Here is an 18,836-nt window from a genome sequence, read left to right on the forward strand (position 1 = left end):
GCCCCGCGGACGCACAGGGCAGGCCGCCGAGCGGCCGGGGGGAAGGTTTCGTCGCGTGACGCAGAGCCGCAGACGCAGGTTGCTTCTGGTGTCGACCAACTACGCGCCCGAGCACACCGGCATCGGCCCCTACGCCACCGGCATCGCCGAGCACTGGGCGAGCCGCGGGCACGACACCCACGTCCTCGCCGGTCTCCCGCACTACCCGTCCTGGCGCCTGGACCCCGCCTACCGGAAGGTGTGGCGGGCCACCGAGCAGCGCGCCGGGGTCACCGTGCACCGGCGCCGGCACAGCGTCCCGCCGCGCCAGAGCGCCCTGCGCAGGGCCCTGTTCGAGGGATCGATCCTCGCCCACGGGCTGCTCGCCCCGCCCCGCACCGGACGTCTCGACGCTGTGCTCGCCCAGCTGCCCAGCCTCGCCGGGGGAGTGCTCGGCGCCCGGATCGCCGCCCGGCACCACGCCCCGTACGTGCCCGTCGTGCAGGACCTCATGGGGGCCGCCGCCGCGCAGTCCGGCATCCAGGGCGGCGGCCGCGCCGCCGAGCTGGCCGAGCGTGCCGAGGCGTGGGTGCTGCGGCGCGCCACCCTCGTCGGCGTCATCCACGAGACGTTCGTGGAGCGGGTGCGGGCCATGGGCGTGGATCCGGGACGCATCCGGCTGGTCCCCAACTGGCCGCACATAGCAGCCCCTTCGAGGCCGCGGGACCGTACCCGCGCACGGCGGGGCTGGCCGCCGGAGCAGCCCGTCGTCCTGCGCTCCGGCAACATGGGCCTCAAGCAGGGGCTGGGGGTGCTGGTGGAGGCCGCCCGCCGCGACCCGGCCACCCGGATCGTGCTGATGGGCGACGGCAACCAGCGCGAGCCCCTGGCCCGCCGCGCCGAGGGACTGCCCAACCTGGACTTCCTGCCGCCGGCCGCCGACGCCGACTTCCCCGACGTGCTCGCCGCCGCCGACGTCCTCGCCGTGACCCAGCGCGCCTCCGTCCTCGACATGAGCGTCCCCTCCAAGCTCACCTCCTACTTCGCGGCCGGGCGTCCCGTGGTCGCCTCCGTCGCCGCCGAGGGTGGCACCGCCCGCGAGGTGCTGCGCTCCGGTGCCGGAATCGTCGTGGAACCGGAGAATCCCGATCAGTTTCTGGCAGCAGTGCGTAGACTCGCCGAAGATCCGGGCGCGGCGGAGGAGTTGGGCGCGGCGGGACCGCGCCATGTGGCCGCTCATCTGTCGCCGGAGGCGGGTCTGGCGCGGATCGACGCGCTGATCGACGAGGCTTTGGGGGGTCGTCGCAGGTGAGCGACACACACGTTTCCGTCCGGGGGGAGGACGAGCCGGAGCAGTTGCGCGAACAGTTCCGCCAACTGCTGCGCTACCGCTGGCTGATCGGCGGCGGGGTCGGCATCGGGCTGCTGGCCGGCGCCTGGCTCGGCATCACCGGCGCCGACAGCTACGCCGCCACCACCGACATCGTGCTGCGCGCCCCCACCAGCGACCCGTTCGCGCCCACCCTGTCCAGCGACAAGGCGATCAACATGGGCTCCGAGCGGCAGACGGCGCTCAGCCGCAAGGTCGCCGAGGGCGCCGCGCAGCGGCTCGGCATGCGCGCGGACGACGCCGACCGGCTGCAGCACGGACTGCAGGTCACCAACCCGCCGCAGACCCTCGTCCTGCACTTCACCTACACCTCCTCCGACCCGAAGGAGGCGGCCCGCCGCGCCAACGCCCTCACCCAGTCCTACATCGACCTGCGCAAGCAGCAGTGGGAGGCCGTGCGCGGGTCGATGCTCAAGAGCCTGCAGGACCAGCTCGACCCGGTCGCCAAGCAGAACGACGAACTCTCCAAGCGGATCAAGCAGTTGCCCGACGGCTCCGCCGCCGACTCCGCCTACGCCGTGCAGGCCAACCTGCTCAACCGCATCACCGACCTGCGCTCCAAGATCACCAGCCTGAAGGCGCTCGACATGACGCCCGGCAACGTGATCCGCAACGCCACCGCCCCCACCTCCTCCGACGGACCGGGCCTGCCGCTGTCGCTGGGCCTCGGCGGCCTCGTCGGCGTCGGCCTCGGCCTGCTCGGCGCCTGGGTCCGCCTGGTCTTCGACCCCGCGCCGCGCTCGGCCGGGGACGTGGCGCGCGCGGTGCGCGGGCCCGTCCTCGGCGCGCTGCCGCGCGGCTCGGCGGGCGTGCTGGTGGTCGGCCGCAGCGACTCCCGGGTCGCCGAGGAGTACCGTTCGATCGCCTTCCGGCTCGCCTACGACGAGCGGTTCGCCGACCGGCGCCGCCTGCTGGTGGTCGCCGCGCGCGGCTCCATGGAGGCGAGCGTGGCCGTCGCCGTCAACCTCGCCGCCTCCTTCGCCGAGACCGGCAAGAACGTACTGCTCGTCGAGGCCGACCTGCGCACCCCGTCACTGGCCGAACGGCTCGACGTCTCCGCCGCCTCCCGGCCCCGCTGGAGCCGCACCGGCGAGCACGCCGACGGCGAGTGGCCCGGCCCCGGCCACCTTGTGGTCGACGCGGGCGAGTCCGGGGCCTTCGGCCTCGTCCCCGGCGAGCGGGTGCGCAACGTGCCCCGCGCGCTGACCTCCGCCCGGACCACCCGGCTGATCGCCGAGGCCGACGACCCCGCCGCCGCCGTCGTGGTCGTCGCCCCACCCGTCCTCGCCTACGCCGACGCGCTCGCGCTGGTGGACCGGGTCGACGGCGTCCTCATCGTCTGCGACCCGCGCACCGTGCACCGCGCCGACCTGGTCCGCATCCGCGAGCTGATCGTCGGCGCCGGCGGCACCGTGCTCGGCGCGGTCACGCACACCGAGTCGCGGCGGCGCGAGGCGGCCGGCTCCCGCCGCGGGAACCGGCGGCGCGGATCCGGGACTTCCGCAGCGCGTCCCGCGCCGCCCGCCGCCCGCACCGCGCCCGACGCCGGGGCCGACCCCGAGCGGGACCCGGACGCCGACGGCAGCACCACGATCGCCCTGCGCACCGTGCGCTCGGGGGACCGGTGACCGCCCCGGACGAAGAGCAGCCGCCGCCCGCCCCACCCTGCCTCTTATACACATCCGACGCTGCCGTCCACACCCCACCCGTCCCGCACCGCGTTCGCCGTCTCATAAAACGCCTCTACTCGGTCTTCAGCCACCGTGCTCGTGTCACCACCGATAACCCCACCATCCTCCTGCTCCTGTCGCCTTGCATTCCTCAACCGCTGCCTCGCACCTCCTCTCCCCCCGCCGCCAGGCGCGGGCCCCCTCCTCCTGCCTCGCCGGAAAATCCCGGGTGCCCGCCCCCCGATCTCTGTACGTTGGGACCGCACGCGAGCCCACGACCAGCGGCTTCGCTTCTTCCCGATTCTTTCGAGGCACCCACCGTGTTCCTGACCGTCACCACCACCGGCACCCCCGAACACCCCGCCACCGACCTGGGCCACCTGCTGCACAAGCACCCCGGCAAGGCGCAGGCGTTCTCCACCTCCTACGGCACGGCGCACGTCTTCTACCGCGAGGCGGACGACCTGCGCTGCACGGCGGCGCTGCTGCTGGAGGTCGATCCGGTGGCGCTGGTGCGCAAGGGCCGGGGCAAGGGGCGCGGCGGTGCGCCCGACGCGACGCTCGCGCAGTACGTCAACGACCGCCCGTACGCGGCCTCCTCCTTGCTCGCCGTCGCGCTGGGCGGTGTCTTCTCCAGCGCGATGCGCGGGGTGTGCCGGGCCCGGCCCGAACTCCCCGCGCGGCCGCGGCCGTTGCGCGTGGAGATACCCGCGCTGCCCGCCCGCGGCGGTCGCGACCTCGTCCACCGGCTGTTCGCGCCCCTCGGCTGGGCGGTCACCGCCGAACCCGTCGCCCTGGACGCCGAGTTCCCCGAGTGGGGCGAGTCCCGGTACGTACGCCTCGTGCTGCGCTCCGACACCGTGACCCTGGCCGAGGCGCTGCGCCACCTCTACGTCCTGCTGCCCGTGCTCGACGACGCCAAGCACTACTGGGTGTCCGCCGACGAGGTCGACAAGCTGCTGCGGGCCGGCGAGGGCTGGCTGCCCGGCCACCCGGAGCAGAAGCTGATCACCAGCCGCTACCTGTCGCGTCGCTGGTCGCTGGCCCGGCAGGCCACGGAGCGCCTGGAACTGCTGAGGCTGGCCGAGACGGACGACAGCGAGGTCGAGGAGATCGACAACGCGGTCGCGGGCGAGACCGCGACGGAGGAGGACAAGCCGGCCCCGCTCGCCGTGCAGCGGCGCGAGGCGATCGTCGCGGCCCTGCACGAGGCCGGCGCCGCCCGGGTGCTCGACCTCGGCTGCGGGCAGGGCCAGTTGGTGCAGGCGCTGCTCGGCGATACGCGGTTCACCGAGATCGTCGGCCTGGACGTGTCGGTGCGGGCGCTGGCCATCGCCTCCCGGCGGCTGAGGACGGACCGCATGGGCGAGCGGCAGGCCGCCCGCGTCAGGCTCCTGCAGGGCTCGCTCGTCTACACCGACAAGCGGCTGGCGGGCTACGACGCCGCCGTGCTCAGCGAGGTGATCGAGCACGTCGACCCGGAGCGGCTGCCGGCCCTGCAGCACGCGGTGTTCGGCGCCGCCCGTCCCCGCACGGTCCTCGTGACCACCCCGAACGTCGAGTACAACGTCCGCTGGGAGACCCTGCCCGCCGGGCACGCCCGGCACGGCGACCACCGCTTCGAGTGGACCCGCGAGCAGTTCCGCGCCTGGGCGCAGGCGGTGGCGGCACGCCACGGCTACACGGTCCGCATCCGGCCGGTCGGCCCCGACGACCCCGAGGTCGGCCCGCCCACCCAGATGGCCGTGTTCACCCTGACCACTGCCCACGACACGACCGGCACGACCGACACGAAGGAGGCGAAGGCGGCATGACCGAGACCGAGACCGCGACCACCGCACCGGGGCGGGTCCTGCCCGTCACCGACCTCTCCCTCGTCGTCCTCGTGGGCGCCACCGGCTCGGGCAAGTCCACCTTCGCCCGCCGCCACTTCAAGCCCACCGAGGTCATCTCCTCCGACTTCTGCCGCGGCCTGGTCAGCGACGACGAGAACGACCAGAGCGCCAGCCGCGACGCCTTCGACGTGCTGCACTACATCGCCGGCAAGCGCCTGGCCGCCGGCCGCCGCACCGTCGTCGACGCCACCAGCGTGCAGCAGGACGCCCGCCGGCAGCTGATCGACCTGGCGCGCGCCCACGACGTGCTGCCCATCGCCATCGTCCTGGACGTGCCCGAGGAGGTGTGTGCCGCGCGCAACGCGGCCCGCACCGACCGGGCGGACCTGCCGCGCCGCGTCATCCAGCGGCACATCCGGGAACTGCGGCGCTCCCTGCGGCACCTGGAGCGCGAGGGCTTCCGCAAGGTGCACGTGCTGCGGGGCGTGGAGGAGATCGACCGCGCCCGTGTCGTCACCGAGAAGCGGTTCAACGACCTGACCCACCTCACCGGCCCGTTCGACATCATCGGTGACGTCCACGGCTGCTCCGCCGAACTGGAGGCGCTGCTGGGCAAGCTGGGCTACGTCGACGGCGTGCACCCCGAGGGCCGTACCGCCGTCTTCGTCGGCGACCTGGTCGACCGCGGCCCCGACACGCCGGGCGTGCTGCGCCGGGTGATGGCGATGGTCCGCTCCGGCCACGCGCTGTGCGTGCCGGGCAACCACGAGAACAAGTACGGGCGGTACCTCAAGGGCCGCAAGGTCCAGCCCACGCACGGGCTGGCCGAGACCATCGCCCAGATGGAGGGCGAGAGCGAGGAGTTCCGGCAGGAGGTACGGGCGTTCATCGACGGCCTGGTCAGCCACTACGTCCTCGACGGCGGCCGGCTGGTGGTCTGCCACGCCGGTCTGCCGGAGAAGTACCACGGCCGCACCTCCGGCCGGGTGCGCTCCCACGCGCTGTACGGCGACACCACCGGCGAGACCGACGAGTTCGGCCTGCCGGTGCGCTACCCGTGGGCGGAGGACTACCGGGGCCGGGCGGCCGTCGTCTACGGGCACACCCCGGTGCCGCAGGCCACCTGGCTGAACAACACCCTCTGCCTGGACACCGGCGTGGTCTTCGGCGGCAGGCTGACCGCGCTGCGCTGGCCGGAGCGGGAGCTGGTCGACGTACCGGCCGAGCGGGTCTGGTACGAGCCGGCCCGACCGCTGCGCACCGAGGCGCCCGGCGGGCACGACGGACGCCCCCTGGACCTCGGCGACGTGCACGGCCGCCGGAGCGTGGAGACCCGCCACGCGGGCCGGGTCGCCGTCCGCGAGGACAACGCGGCGGCGGCCCTGGAGGTCATGAGCCGCTTCGCGATCGACCCCAGGCTGCTGCCGTACCTGCCGCCGACCATGGCGCCCACCCCCACCTCCCGGGTCGAGGGATACCTGGAGCACCCGCTGGAGGCGTTCGAGCAGTACCGGCAGGACGGGGTCGCCCGGGTGGTGTGCGAGGAGAAGCACATGGGCTCGCGGGCGGTGGCCCTGGTGTGCCGGGACGCGGAGGTCGCGCGCGACCGGTTCGGTGTCGAGGGGCCGACGGGCTCCCTGTACACCCGCACGGGACGGTCCTTCACCGACGACCCGGCGCTCACCGAGCAGATCCTCGGCCGGCTGCGCACGGCCGCCGACGACGCGGGCCTGTGGGCGGAACTCGACACCGACTGGCTGCTGCTGGACGCCGAGCTGATGCCGTGGTCGCTGAAGGCGTCCGGGCTGCTGCGCGCGCAGTACGCGGCGGTCGGCGCCGCCGCCGGGGCGGTGTTCCCCGGGGCGCTCGCCGCGCTGGAGGGTGCGGCGGCCCGGGGCATCGACGTCACCGGGCTGCTGGACCGCCAGCGGGAGCGGGCCTCGGCCGCCGCCGCGTTCACGGCCGCCTACCGCCGCTACTGCTGGCCCACCGACGGCCTGGACGGCGTCCGCCTGGCGCCGTTCCAGATCCGGGCGGTCCAGGGCCGCAGCCTCGCCGGCCTGCCCCACGACCGGCAGCTCGCGCTGATCGACCGGCTGGTGGAGCACGACGGCAGCGGCAGGCTGCAGACCACCCGCCGCCTGTACGTCGACACCGGCGAGGCGGAATCGGTGCGGGCGGGCGTCGACTGGTGGCTGGAGATGACCGGCCGCGGCGGCGAGGGCATGGTCGTCAAGCCGCTCGGCGCCCTGGTGCGCACCGAGCAGGGCCGCCTGGTCCAGCCGGGGATCAAGTGCCGGGGCGGGGAGTCCCTGCGGATCATCTACGGCCCCGAGTACACCCGCCCCGACCACCTGGCCCGGCTGCGGCAGCGCTCCCTGCACCACAAGCGGTCGCTGGCGATCCGGGAGTACGCCCTCGGCCTGGAGGCCCTGGCCCGGCTCGCCGACGGCGAACCGCTGTGGCGGGTGCACGAGGCGGTCTTCGGGGTGCTGGCCCTGGAGTCCGAGCCGGTGGACCCGCGGCTGTAAGGCGGGCAGCTGTAGGGGGCGACAGGGGGCGCGCGGCTCCAAGGGGCCGCGTGCCGGCCGCCGTCGCCGTCCGTACCTCCCGCCGTACGGACGGCGACCACGGGCCGCCGAAACCGGGAAGACGCGGGTGAACCCGCGCCGCTGTGGTCAGGATGGAGACATGGGATTCCATGTCGACTCCGAGGCCGGGCGGCTGCGCCGCGTCATTCTGCACCGGCCCGATCTGGAGCTGAAAAGGCTCACCCCGAGCAACAAGGACGCCCTCCTCTTCGACGACGTGCTCTGGGTGCGCCGGGCGCGCGCCGAGCACGACGGGTTCGCCGACGTGCTGCGCGACCGCGGCGTGGCCGTGCACCTCTTCGGCGACCTGCTGGCCGAGACGCTGGAGATCCCCTCGGCCCGGACGCTGGTCCTGGACCGGGTCTTCGACGAGAAGGAGTACGGCCCGCTCGCCACCGAGCACCTGCGCGACGCGTTCGAGCGGATGCCCGCGCGGGAGCTGGCCGAGGTGCTGGTCGGCGGCATGACCAAACGGGAGTTCCTGCGGGGCTACCCGGAGCCGACCTCGGTGCGGTTCCACGTGATGGACCTGGACGACTTCCTGCTCGGCCCGCTGCCCAACCACCTGTTCACCCGGGACACCTCCGCCTGGATCTACGACGGCGTCTCGATCAACGCGATGCGCTGGCCCGCCCGGCAGCGGGAGACCGTGCACTTCGAGGCGATCTACCGCTACCACCCGCTCTTCCGCGGCGAGAGCTTCCACGTGTGGTCCGAGGGCCAGGCCGACTACCCGTCCACCATCGAGGGCGGCGACGTGATGGTCATCGGCAACGGCGCGGTGCTCATCGGCATGAGCGAGCGCACCACGCCGCAGGCGGTGGAGATGCTCGCGCACAAGCTGTTCGCCGCCGGTTCGGCCCGCACCATCGTGGCGCTGGACATGCCCAAGCGGCGCGCCCTGATGCACCTGGACACGGTGATGACGATGGTCGACGGGGACGTGTTCACCCAGTACGCGGGGCTCGGCATGCTCCGCTCGTACACCATCGAGCCGGGCACCGACGACAAGGAGCTGAAGGTCACCGACCATCCGCCGGAGCACATGCACCGGGCGATCGCCGCCGCGCTGGGCCTGAGCGAGATCCGGGTTCTCACGCCCACCCAGGACGTGCACGCCGCCGAGCGCGAGCAGTGGGACGACGGCTGCAACGTGCTCGCCGTCGAGCCGGGGGTCGTCGTCGCCTACGAGCGCAACGCCACCACCAACACCCATCTGCGCAAGCAGGGCATCGAGGTGATCGAGATCCCGGGCAGCGAGCTGGGGCGGGGCCGGGGCGGCCCGCGCTGCATGAGCTGCCCGGTGGTGCGCGACGCGGTCCCCGGGCTCGCCTGACGCCACGGACCGTGCAGGGCGCCCGGTGACGTCGCGGAACCGCGCGGGACACCCGGTGACGCCGCGTGCCGCGCAGGACGTCCGGCGGCCGTCGGGTCGCATAGAAATTCTGAGTGTCGTATAGAATTTCGCCTGTCCCAGTCCCTCACTCGTTGGAGCGCCCCCATGGCGACAGTCCCGACCGCCCTCGCCGGCCGCCACTTCCTCAAGGAGCTGGACTTCACCGCGGAGGAGCTGCGCGGCCTGATCGAGCTGGCCGCCGAACTCAAGGCCGCCAAGAAGGCCGGGACGGAGCCGCAGTACCTGCGGGGGAAGAACATCGCGCTGATCTTCGAGAAGACCTCCACCCGCACCCGCTGCGCCTTCGAGGTCGCCGCCGCCGACCAGGGCGCCGCCACGACGTATCTCGACCCGTCCGCCTCGCAGATCGGGCACAAGGAGTCCGTGAAGGACACCGCCCGCGTGCTCGGCCGGATGTTCGACGCGATCGAGTTCCGCGGCGACAGCCAGGTGGCCGTCGAGGAGCTGGCCGCGTACGCCGGCGTGCCCGTCTACAACGGCCTCACCGACGACTGGCACCCCACCCAGATGCTCGCCGACGTGCTCACCATGACCGAGCACAGCGCCAAGCCGCTGCACGAGATCGCCTTCGCCTACCTCGGCGACGCCCGCTTCAACATGGGCAACTCCTACCTGGTCACCGCCGCCCTGCTCGGCATGGACGTGCGCCTGGTCGCGCCCAAGACCTACTGGCCCGCCCAGGAGATCGTCGAGCGGGCGCGCGAGCTGGCCCGCTCCAGCGGTGCGCGCATCACCCTCACCGAGTCCGTTCAGGAGGGCGTGCGCGGCGCGGACTTCGTCGCGACCGACGTCTGGGTGTCCATGGGCGAGCCCAAGGAGGTCTGGGACGAGCGCATCGAGGCCCTGGCCCCGTACGCCGTGACCATGGACGTGCTGCGCGCCACCGGCAACCCCGACGTGAAGTTCCTGCACTGCCTGCCGGCCTTCCACGACCTGGGCACCAAGGTCGGCCGCGAGATCCACGAGCGGCACGGCCTGAGCTGTCTGGAGGTGACCGACGAGGTGTTCGAGTCGGCCCACTCCGTCGTCTTCGACGAGGCCGAGAACCGGCTGCACACCATCAAGGCGCTCCTGGTCGCCACGCTCGCCTGACCGCCCCGGGCTCCTCCCGCGCGCCGCGCGCCCCACCGGGCCGCGGCGCGCGCCCCTGTCCGGGGCCGCCTGCCTCGCCCGCGCCCCTGTCCGGGGCGGAGCCCGCCCGGGACGGCCCGTCCGTCACGCCGGGTGCAGCCGCTGAGGGGCTCCCGACAGGCGGAACCACACCGCCTTGCCCGTCGCCGTCGGCCGGTGTCCGCACGAGCTGCTCAGCGCGCGGATCAGCAGCAGGCCGCGCCCGTCCTCCTGCCAGGGGTCCGGGGCCGGCAGATCCGGGTGGGTCAGCCCGCCGGGCGGCGCCGGGTCGGCGTCGTGCACCTCGACGTGGCAGCCGGTCGGCAGCACCTCCACCACCAGCTCTATCGGCCCACGGCCCGCGGTGTGCTCCACGGCGTTGGCGACCAGCTCGGCGGTCAGCAGTTCCGCCGTGTCGCTGTCGGCCGGGTGCGCCGGCCCGGACAGCGCGCTGCGCACCAGGGCACGGGCCGCCGGCACGGCGGCGGCCGTGTGCGGCAGCGCGACGCGCCAGGACGTGGCGGAGGGCTCGTACAAGGTGGGTCCGTTCATGACGCAGGGCGTCCCCGTGGTCACCATCAGGCAGTCCTGCTTTCGACGAGAGGAATGGTACGGGGGCCGTCCGCGGCGACCGACAGCGCCCTCCGTCCGGGATCGCCGTCGGCCCCGGCACGGACGGACCTACCCGGGCGCGCGCCCTCCCTCCCCTGGCGGGGCCGGTCGTTACCGCGTCATTGACGTCCTGTGACGAAACGGCGGCCGGCGGGCTTCCGGACCGTGACGCTCCCCGCGGTGTATCGCGCACTCGTGACGACAGTCACGGATGAGTGATAACTTCGAGGGAGAACCGAGCGAGCCGGGCACGCACGACGGCCGCGGCGCCGCAGCGGCCGACGCAGACCCAGGCAGTCCGAGGCAGTCCGACCGAGGAGGCCGTACGCCCATGAGTCCCTTCACCGGCTCCGCCGCCCGCACCGCCGACTGGCGCCATCTGCGCGTCGCGATCGCCGACGGCGTCGCCACCGTCACCCTGGCCCGCCCGGAGAAACTGAACGCGCTCACCTTCGGCGCCTACGCCGACCTGCGCGACCTGCTGGCCGAGCTGTCGCGCGAGCGGGCCGTGCGCGCGCTGGTGCTGGCCGGCGCGGGACGCGGGTTCTGCTCCGGCGGCGACGTGGAGGAGATCATCGGCGCCACCCTGTCCATGGACACCGCCGAGCTGCTGGACTTCAACCGGATGACCGGGCAGGTGGTGCGGGCCGTGCGGGAGTGCCCGTTCCCGGTGATCGCGGCGGTGCACGGGGTCGCGGCGGGCGCGGGGGCCGTGCTGGCGCTGGCCGCCGACTTCCGGGTGGCCGACCCCAGCGCCCGGTTCGCGTTCCTGTTCACCCGGGTCGGCCTGTCCGGCGGCGACATGGGCGCCGCCTATCTGCTGCCCCGCGTGGTCGGCCTCGGCCACGCCACCCGGCTGCTGATGCTGGGCGAGCCGGGGCGGGCGCCCGAGGCCGAACGCATCGGGCTGATCAGCCGGCTCACCGACGAGGGCCGCGCCGACGAGGCCGCCCAGGCCCTGGCCCGTCAGCTGGCCGACGGCCCGGCCCTCGCCCACGCCCAGACCAAGGCCCTGCTCACCGCCGAACTGGACATGCCGCTGTCCGCCGCCGTCGAGATGGACGCCGCCACCCAAGCGCTGCTGATGAACGGCGAGGACTACGCGGAGTTCCACGCGGCCTTCACCGAGAAGCGGCCGCCGAAGTGGCGGGGGGGGGGAGGGCCGGATGACCGGTGCGCGCAGGGTCGCCGTGATCGGCGGCGGCCCCGGGGGCCTGTACGCGGCGGCCCTGCTCAAGCGGCTCGACGCGACCCGCGAGATCACCGTCTGGGAGCGCAACGCACCCGAGGACACCTTCGGCTTCGGCGTCGTGCTCTCCGACGAGACGCTCGGCGGCATCGAGCACGCCGACCCGGTCGTGTACCGGGCCCTCCAGCGGGACTTCGTCCGCTGGGACGCCATCGACATCGTGCACCGCGGCAGGCGGCACACCTCCGGCGGGCACGGCTTCGCCGCCCTCGGCCGGCGCCGGCTCCTGCAGATCCTGCACGAGCGCTGCCGCGCACTCGGCGTCGAGCTGCGCTTTCGCACCGAGGCACCGCCCCCGGCCCACCTGACGCGCACGTACGACCTGGTGATCGCCGCCGACGGCGTGCACAGCGCCACCCGGAAGGCGTACGCCGACGTCTTCCGGCCGACGGTGACCGGCCACCGCTGCCGCTACATCTGGCTCGCCGCCGACTTCCCCTTCGACGCCTTCCGCTTCGAGATCGCCGAGACCGAGCACGGCGTGATGCAGCTGCACGGCTACCCCTACGCCCGCCCCTCGCCCGACCAGCACCCCTCAGCGAGGCCCTCCGGGCCGCAGGACCGATCCGCCTCGACGGTCATCGTCGAGATGCGCGAGGAGGTGTGGCGGGCCGCCGGGTTCGACGAGATGACCGAGGCCGAGTCCGTCGAGCGCTGCGCGAAGATCTTCGCCGACGCGCTCGGCGGCCGCCCCCTGCGCTCCAACAACTCCGCGTGGACCACCTTCCGCACGGTCGTCAACGAGCGCTGGTCGCACGGCAACCTGGTGCTGCTCGGCGACGCCGCGCACACCGCCCACTTCTCCATCGGCTCCGGCACCAAACTCGCCGTCGAGGACGCCCTCGCGCTCGCCGCCTGCCTGACGGAGCAGCCGTCCGTGCCCGAGGCGCTGGCCGCCTACGAGACGGAACGCAAACCGGTCGTCGCCTCCACCCAGCGTGCCGCCCGTGCCAGCCTGGAGTGGTTCGAGAACCTCGCCCTGTACCTGGACCAGCCGCCCCGCCAGTTCGCCTTCAACCTGCTCACCCGCAGCCGCCGCGTCACCCACGGCAACCTGCGGCTGCGCGACGCCCGCTTCACCGACTCCGTGGAGCGCGAGTTCGGCTGCCCGCCGGGCACGCCGCCGATGTTCACCCCGTTCCGGCTGCGCGGCCTGACCCTGCGCAACCGGGTCGTCGTCTCGCCCATGGACATGTACTGCGCCGTCGACGGCGTGCCCGGCGACTTCCACCTCGTGCACCTGGGCGCCCGCGCGCTGGGCGGCGCCGGCCTGGTGATGACCGAGATGGTGTGCGTCAGCCCCGAGGGCCGCATCACGCCCGGCTGCACCGGTCTGTGGAGCGGCCGGCAGGCCGACGCCTGGCGGCGCATCACCGAGTTCGTGCACCGGCAGTCACCAGGCACCGCGATCGGCGTGCAACTGGGCCACAGTGGACGCAAGGGCTCGACCCGGCTGATGTGGGAGGGCATGGACGAGCCGCTGCCCGAGGGCAACTGGCCGCTGGTGGCCGCCTCCCCGCTGCCGTACAGGCCGGGCAGCCAGGTGCCGCGGCAGCTGTCCCGGGCCCAGCTGACCGACCTGCGCGAGCAGTTCGCCTCCGCCGCGGCGCGAGCCGCCCGGGCGGGGTTCGACCTGCTCGAACTGCACTGCGCCCACGGCTATCTGCTCTCCGGCTTCCTCTCCCCGCTGACCAACCACCGCACCGACGCCTACGGCGGCTCGCTCGCCAACCGCCTGCGCTTCCCGCTGGAGGTCTTCGACGCCGTCCGCGCGGCCTGGCCCGCCGAACGCCCCATGACCGTACGGATCTCCGCCACCGACTGGGCCGAGGGCGGCACCACCGCCGAGGAGGCCGTGGCCATCGCCCGCGCCTTCGCCGCGCACGGCGCCGACGCCATCGACGTCTCCACCGGGCAGGTGGTCGCCGAGGAGCGGCCCGAGTTCGGCAGGTCCTACCAGACGCCGTTCGCCGACCGCATCCGGCACGAGGCCGGCGTCCCCGTGATCGCGGTCGGCGCCATCTCCTCCTGGGACGACGTCAATTCACTGATCCTGGCCGGACGCGCCGACCTGTGCGCGCTGGCCCGCCCGCACCTGTACGACCCGCACTGGACGCTGCACGCCGCCGCCGAGCAGGGCTACACCGGCCCCGCCGCCGTATGGCCGGCGCCCTACCGGGCCGGCAGCCGCCGCCCGCAGACCGGCCGCACGGACGCCCCCAGGCCGCGGCTCACGCTGCTCCCGCCGCACGCCGCGGCCACCGCTCGCGAGGTGTAGCCCCACGCCGCGCACGCCGGCCGCCGCGGCAGCCCTTCGACCGGCGGGTCCGGTGACGCGGGACGCCGGCGGCCGGCCGTGGCACGGCCGGCCGCGCCGCGTTCTTCTCCCGGCCCCGCTCACGCCTCGGCGACCCCCGCGAACACCGCCCCGGCGTCCCGCAGCCGCTCGTGCAACCCCCGGAAGACGGCGGCCGAGCGGACCCCCGGCCAGTCCTCGGGCAGCAGCCGGGCGGGCAGGCCCGGGTCGGCGTAGGGCAGATGACGCCAGGAGTCCAGGGCGAGCAGATAGTCGCGGTACGCCTCCTCCGGCGGGGTGTCGCCGCGCTGCTCCCAGGCGCGCAGCACGTGCGCGTGCCGGTCGAGGAACGCCTCGTGCAGCGCGGCCACCGCCGCCAGGTCCCACCACCGGGCCACCGCCTCGGCGGTCGGCGTGAACCCCAGGTGCTCCCCGCGGAAGAAGTCCACGTACGGATCCAGGCCGAGGCGCTGCAGCGTGTGCGCGGTCTCCTCGTACAGCCGCGCAGGCGCGATCCACACCCCGGGCGCCGCCGTGCCGAAGCCCAGCCCGGCCAGCCGGGAGCGCAGCACATGGCGCTTGTTGCGCTCCGACTCCGGCACCGAGAACACCGCCAGCACCCAGCCCTCGTCGGCGGGCGGCTCGGTGGCGTAGACGCGGCGGTCGCCGTCCTGGAGCAACTGCCGTGCCTGGTCCGACAGTTCGTAACCGGCCGCGCCCTGTGCGGTGCGGGCCGGCACCAGCAGCCCGCGCCGCTTGAGCCGGGACACCGAGGAGCGCACGGAGGGCGCGTCCACCCCGACCGCGGCCAGCAGCCGGATCAGTTCGGCGACGGGCACCGGGCCCGGCACGAAACGACCGTACGCGCCGTACAGCGTGACGATGAGGGACCTCGGTGCGGGTTGCGCGGACTGCTCGGACACGTTGATCATTTTAGGTCGTCGGTGTCACTGATCCTCGCCGCGTCCGCGCAGCCGGAACCGCTGGAGCTTGCCGGTGGCCGTGCGCGGCAGCGCGTCCAGGAAGACGATCTCGCGCGGGCACTTGTACGGCGACAGCCGGGACCTGACGTACGCGCGCAGCGCCTCGGCGTCCCGCGCCGCGCCCTCCTTGACCACCACGTGCGCCACCACCACCTGGCCGCGGTCCTCGTCGGGCCGGCCCACGACCGCCGCCTCCACCACGTCCGGGTGGCGCAGCAGCGCGTCCTCGACCTCCGGCCCGGCGATGTTGTACCCGGCCGAGATGATCATGTCGTCGGCGCGGGCCACGTAACGGAAGTAGCCGTCGGGTTCCCGGACGTAGGTGTCGCCGGTGACGTTCCAGCCGCCCCGGACGTACGTGCGCTGGCGTTCGTCGGCGAGGTAGCGGCAGCCGACGGGCCCTTGGACGGCGAGCAGGCCGGGCTGCCCGTCGGGCACGGGCAGGCCGTCCTCGTCCTGCACGCGCGCGTACCACCCGGGGACGGGGACCCCGGTGGTGCCGGGACGGACGGCGTCGTCGGCCGCCGAGATGAAGATGTGCAGCAACTCGGTGGCGCCGATGCCGTTGACGAGGCGCAGCCCGGTCCGCTCGTGCCAGGCGTGCCAGGTGGCCGCGGGCAGGTTCTCCCCGGCGGACACGCAGCGCCGCAGCGAGGAGACATCGTACCCGTCCAGCGCGTCGAGCATCGCCCGGTAGGCGGTGGGCGCGGTGAACAGCACGGACACCCGGTGTTCGGCCACCGCCGCCAGCAACTGCCGCGGACGGGCCTGCTCCAGCAGCAGCGCACAGGCGCCCGCGCGCATCGGGAAGATCACCAGCCCGCCCAGGCCGAAGGTGAAACCCAGCGGCGGACTGCCCGCGAACAGGTCGTCGGGGCGCGGGCGCAGCACGTGCCGGGAGAAGGTGTCGGCGATCGCCAGCACGTCCCGGTGGAAGTGCACACAGCCCTTGGGTCGGCCCGTGGTGCCCGACGTGAACGCGATCAGCGCGACGTCGTCGGCGGCGGTGTCCACCGCCGGGAAGGGCGCGTCGGGCGCGGGACGGCGCAGCAGGTCGTCGGGGGCGTCACCGCCGTACGTCGTGATCGCCAGGTGCGGGATCTCCGCCTTGGCCAGGTCGTCCACCGCGCGGACGTCGCACAGCGCGTGCCGGATCCGGGCGATCTCGCACATCGTCCGCAACTCGTGGGGGCGCTGCTGGGCCAGGACGGTGACCGCGATCGCGCCCGCCTTGAGCACCGCCAGCCAGCAGGCCGCCAGGTGGGGCGTGGTCGGGCCGCGCAGCAGCACCCGGTTGCCGGGCACCACCCCGAGGTCGCCGGTCAGGACGTGCGCGATCCGGTCGACGCGGGCCAGCAGCTCGCCGTAGCTCCAGCTCTCCCCGGTGGCGGTACGGAACACCGGGCGTGCGGCGCCGGCGCCCTCCGCCCCGGACAGCAGTGCGGCGGCGCAGTTCAGCCGGTCCGGGTAGCGCAGCTCGGGCAGGTCGAAACGGAGCACCGGCCACTGGTCGGGGGGCGGCAGGTGGTCGCGCGCGAAGGTGTCGACGTGCGCCGAGGGCGTGGGCGGCCGGGTGCCGTCCCTGACCGGGTCCAGCTGGTCCATGGCGTTCGCCCCCCTTGTCGTGGTGGCCGGGGCTCCTTCGGTGCCCGCCCGCCTGCTCGGCGGCGCCCGCCGGAGGGGCCCTCACCCCGGAGCGTATCGCCTTGGTGACGACAGTCAACGGTGCGCGATACGGTGGGGGTGGACCCCGGGCACCCCGGGGGAGGGAGGACCGGCGAATGCCCGCATTCTCGCTCGAACCGGAACAGCTCGCCTGGTGCGCCGAACTGCGCGCCCTGGCCGCCGACCGGTTGCGCCCCCTCGCCGAGAAGGCCGCGCAGAGCGGACCCGGCCGCGTCAACCGCCCCCTGGTCGCCGAACTCGGCCGGCTCGGCCTGCTGGACCGCCTGTTCACCTCCGGCGCCCTCGACCTGTGCCTGATGCGCGAGTCCCTGGCCTACGCCTGCACGGAGGCCGAGACCGCGCTCGCCCTGCAGGGCCTGGGCGCCCACCCGGTGCACGCCCACGGCACCCCCGCCCAGCGCGCGCGCTGGCTGCCCGCCGTGCGCTCCGGCAGCGCGATCGCGGCCTTCGCCTTGAGCGAGCCGGGCGCCGGCTCGGACGCGGCGGCCCTGGCGCTGCGCGCGGAGCCCGAGGACGAGCGGGACGACGACGAGCGGGACGACAACGAGCCGGCCGGCGTCAGGCCCGCCCCCGCCGGCCGCACCGCGGCGGGACGGCCCGCCGGCCCACCGGCCCGCGGGTCCGGCACCGCCGGGCCGGGCGAGGCCGGCGCCCCGCCGCTCACCGGACCCGAGGGCGCGCCGTTCGCCGCGTCCGGCCCGGCGCCGGCCGGCCGCACCGGCGGACCGCCGCTCGCCGCGCCCGGCGGCACCCCGCTCGCCCGCTCGGGTGGCTCACCGCTCGCGGAACCCGGCGGCCCGCCCCTGGTGGACCCGGGCGCCGGGCCCTTCGGCGGTACCGGGGCACCGCGCCTCGGCGATCCGGCGGCCCCACCGCTCGCCACATCCCCTTCCACACGTCTCGTGGGCTCGGAGATGTATATAAGAGGCAGGCCCCCGCCCGCCCCCCGCTGTTGCGCTGCCGCTGCCCGACGGCCGGGCGGTCGGCCCCGCGGCTCGGGCATCGTCCGCCGTCCCCGCGGAGCCGCCGACGGACGGGACGCGCGCCGCCTGCCCTTCCCCTGCCCCTGTGGGCGACGCGCTGCCGGACGCCGTCCGCGCCGCCCGAGCCGTGCTGGAGGACGACCGTCGGCGCCGGAACGTGGGCAAGGCGTTGCTCACCGCAGAGGAGGAAGTCGGCCTCGCCGTACTCCTCCGCGGTGGCACCGACCGTCTCGGCCGCGACGTTCCCGAGGAGGAGATCAAGGCGCTGCCCAGGGACAGCGAGCGACGGCGCGCCTACGAGTGCCTCGTCCTGCACAACCAACGGCTCGTGTGGAAGATCGCGCACGGCCATCAGGGCCACGGACTCGACCTGGAGGACCTGGTTCAGCACGGAACCCTCGGACTCATGCGCGCGGTCCGCAAGTTCGACGTCACCAAGGGCTACAAACTGTCGACCTACGCGACGTGGTGGATCAGACAGGCCATCACCCGCGCCATCGCCGACGAGGGCACCATGATTCGGCTGCCCGTGTACCTGCACGAGCGGGTCGGCAAGGTCGCAGCGGCCGAGCGCACGTTGCTCAGCCAAGGCCGCGCCACGTCGGTCGCCGACGTCGCCTACGCGACCGGACTCACCTTCGCAGAAGTGGAAGAGGTACGGCGGATCAGCCGGCCCACCGACTCCCTGGACCGGATCATCGGCGACGACACGGCCCTCGGCGACCTGATCATCGGGCCGAGCCGGCTGCCCGGCCCTTTCACCGTGCTGCTCCGCAAGGAGTTCCACGAGCGCCTGCGGCATGTCCTCGGGCATCTCACCGAGCGCGAGCGGCACATCCTCGTCCGGCGCACCGGCCTCGACGGCGACGAGCCGGACACCCTGGAGAACATCGGTGTCCGGTTCGGCGTCACCCGCGAACGCATCCGCCAGATCGAATCGAAGGCCAAAGCCCAGTTCATCGGCCAGCTGGTCCGCCACCGGTTGATCCCTCGTACGTATCTCACGGCCCCTCTCACCTGATCCGAAGGAATCCG

At 74.2% G+C, this 18,836-nt stretch carries 11 protein-coding genes and 2 pseudogenes; 10 read left to right on the forward strand and 3 right to left on the reverse strand.

The window, feature by feature from the left end; all coding sequences use genetic code 11:
• Window positions 1-85 precede the first annotated feature (85 nt).
• The 6 genes from GV126_RS25005 (at window position 86) to argF (ending at window position 9,974) form a co-directional block, all read left to right on the forward strand.
• Entirely contained in the window at window positions 86-1,291 is a 1,206-nt protein-coding gene (locus GV126_RS25005; RefSeq protein ID WP_236570285.1) for a glycosyltransferase, read from the forward strand.
• Window positions 1,288-2,997, forward strand: coding sequence for a P-loop NTPase family protein (locus GV126_RS25010; protein WP_159670842.1), 1,710 nt, complete (start codon window positions 1,288-1,290; stop codon window positions 2,995-2,997). The genes GV126_RS25005 and GV126_RS25010 overlap by 4 nt, the downstream gene beginning before the upstream one ends.
• A 362-nt stretch (window positions 2,998-3,359) precedes the next feature.
• Window positions 3,360-4,853: a 3' terminal RNA ribose 2'-O-methyltransferase Hen1 gene (locus GV126_RS25015; RefSeq protein WP_159670844.1), complete on the forward strand. Its 1,494-nt coding sequence runs from the start codon at window positions 3,360-3,362 to the stop codon at window positions 4,851-4,853.
• The gene (locus tag GV126_RS25020) at window positions 4,850-7,405 is read left to right on the forward strand and encodes a polynucleotide kinase-phosphatase (RefSeq protein ID WP_159670846.1); all 2,556 of its coding nucleotides are present in this window, start codon (window positions 4,850-4,852) and stop codon (window positions 7,403-7,405) included. The genes GV126_RS25015 and GV126_RS25020 overlap by 4 nt, the downstream gene beginning before the upstream one ends.
• A gap of 160 nt (window positions 7,406-7,565) precedes the next feature.
• Window positions 7,566-8,801, forward strand: a complete 1,236-nt coding sequence (locus GV126_RS25025; protein WP_185948171.1) for an arginine deiminase — start codon at window positions 7,566-7,568, stop codon at window positions 8,799-8,801.
• A gap of 165 nt (window positions 8,802-8,966) precedes the next feature.
• Window positions 8,967-9,974 (forward strand): ornithine carbamoyltransferase, encoded by a 1,008-nt coding sequence (argF, locus tag GV126_RS25030; RefSeq protein WP_159670849.1) that lies wholly within the window; start codon window positions 8,967-8,969, stop codon window positions 9,972-9,974.
• A gap of 123 nt (window positions 9,975-10,097) precedes the next feature.
• Here argF and GV126_RS25035 read toward each other — a convergent pair whose 3' ends face one another.
• Window positions 10,098-10,544, reverse strand: a complete 447-nt coding sequence (locus GV126_RS25035) for an ATP-binding protein (RefSeq protein ID WP_159670851.1) — start codon at window positions 10,542-10,544, stop codon at window positions 10,098-10,100.
• Window positions 10,545-10,935: 391 nt separating this feature from the next.
• On the opposite strand from GV126_RS25035, the pseudogene GV126_RS25040 reads away from it, so the two are divergent.
• Window positions 10,936-11,757 (forward strand): annotated as a pseudogene (locus tag GV126_RS25040) (enoyl-CoA hydratase family protein); the annotation flags it as partial.
• A 13-nt stretch (window positions 11,758-11,770) separates the two neighbouring features.
• On the forward strand, window positions 11,771-14,131 hold the full coding sequence (locus GV126_RS25045; protein ID WP_159670853.1) for a bifunctional salicylyl-CoA 5-hydroxylase/oxidoreductase: 2,361 nt from the start codon (window positions 11,771-11,773) through the stop codon (window positions 14,129-14,131).
• A 119-nt stretch (window positions 14,132-14,250) separates the two neighbouring features.
• On the opposite strand, the gene GV126_RS25050 is transcribed toward GV126_RS25045, so the two are convergent.
• Together GV126_RS25050 and GV126_RS25055 are read right to left on the reverse strand one after the other, a co-directional pair.
• The gene (locus tag GV126_RS25050; RefSeq protein WP_159670856.1) at window positions 14,251-15,081 is read right to left on the reverse strand and encodes a PaaX family transcriptional regulator; all 831 of its coding nucleotides are present in this window, start codon (window positions 15,079-15,081) and stop codon (window positions 14,251-14,253) included.
• Between the two features lie 15 nt (window positions 15,082-15,096).
• Window positions 15,097-16,737, reverse strand: coding sequence for an AMP-binding protein (locus GV126_RS25055; RefSeq protein ID WP_159670859.1), 1,641 nt, complete (start codon window positions 16,735-16,737; stop codon window positions 15,097-15,099).
• A gap of 176 nt (window positions 16,738-16,913) precedes the next feature.
• Here GV126_RS25055 and GV126_RS25060 point away from each other — a divergent pair.
• Both GV126_RS25060 and GV126_RS25065 read left to right on the forward strand, forming a co-directional pair.
• A pseudogene (locus tag GV126_RS25060) lies at window positions 16,914-17,330 on the forward strand (acyl-CoA dehydrogenase family protein); the annotation flags it as partial.
• A gap of 556 nt (window positions 17,331-17,886) precedes the next feature.
• Entirely contained in the window at window positions 17,887-18,822 is a 936-nt protein-coding gene (locus tag GV126_RS25065) for a sigma-70 family RNA polymerase sigma factor (protein WP_185948165.1), read from the forward strand.
• The last annotated feature ends 14 nt before the right edge of the window (window positions 18,823-18,836 follow it).

It is taken from the genome of Streptomyces mexicanus, assembly GCF_902506575.1.
Classification (GTDB): domain Bacteria; phylum Actinomycetota; class Actinomycetes; order Streptomycetales; family Streptomycetaceae; genus Streptomyces; species Streptomyces mexicanus.